This window comes from Pseudoalteromonas sp. 19-MNA-CIBAN-0066, from assembly GCF_040308705.1.
GTDB lineage: Bacteria > Pseudomonadota > Gammaproteobacteria > Enterobacterales > Alteromonadaceae > Pseudoalteromonas > Pseudoalteromonas nigrifaciens.
In genome coordinates, this window is record NZ_JBEONZ010000265.1 from 1 (window position 1) to 262 (window position 262).

Annotated in this window: 1 protein-coding gene; it reads right to left on the minus strand. The window is 41.6% G+C overall.

Going from position 1 to position 262, the window contains the following annotated elements; genetic code table 11:
• On the minus strand, window positions 1-262 hold a 262-nt coding region (locus tag AAEZ18_RS19090), incomplete at both ends, for a DUF2066 domain-containing protein (RefSeq protein ID WP_352255993.1).

Genomic DNA, 262 nt, shown 5'->3' on the forward strand with positions numbered 1-262 from the left:
GGCCTCTTCTACTGGTTCAGAAAAGTTACCCCATACCTCAGGAATACCTACTAGACGTCGATCTTGTAAATCAAGTAATGGAACAACGACAGGTAAACCACGACGCCCTGCTTTGTCATAAATTAACTGCTCTAATTGCGGGTAACTTTCTTGTGTTACTAATTCTCTGCGCCAATTGTCTTCAATACCTAACCATATTGCGACTAATGGACGTTGTACTCCCCATAAAGGTAAGTTTAACTCTTTGATTAGCGCGTTGATC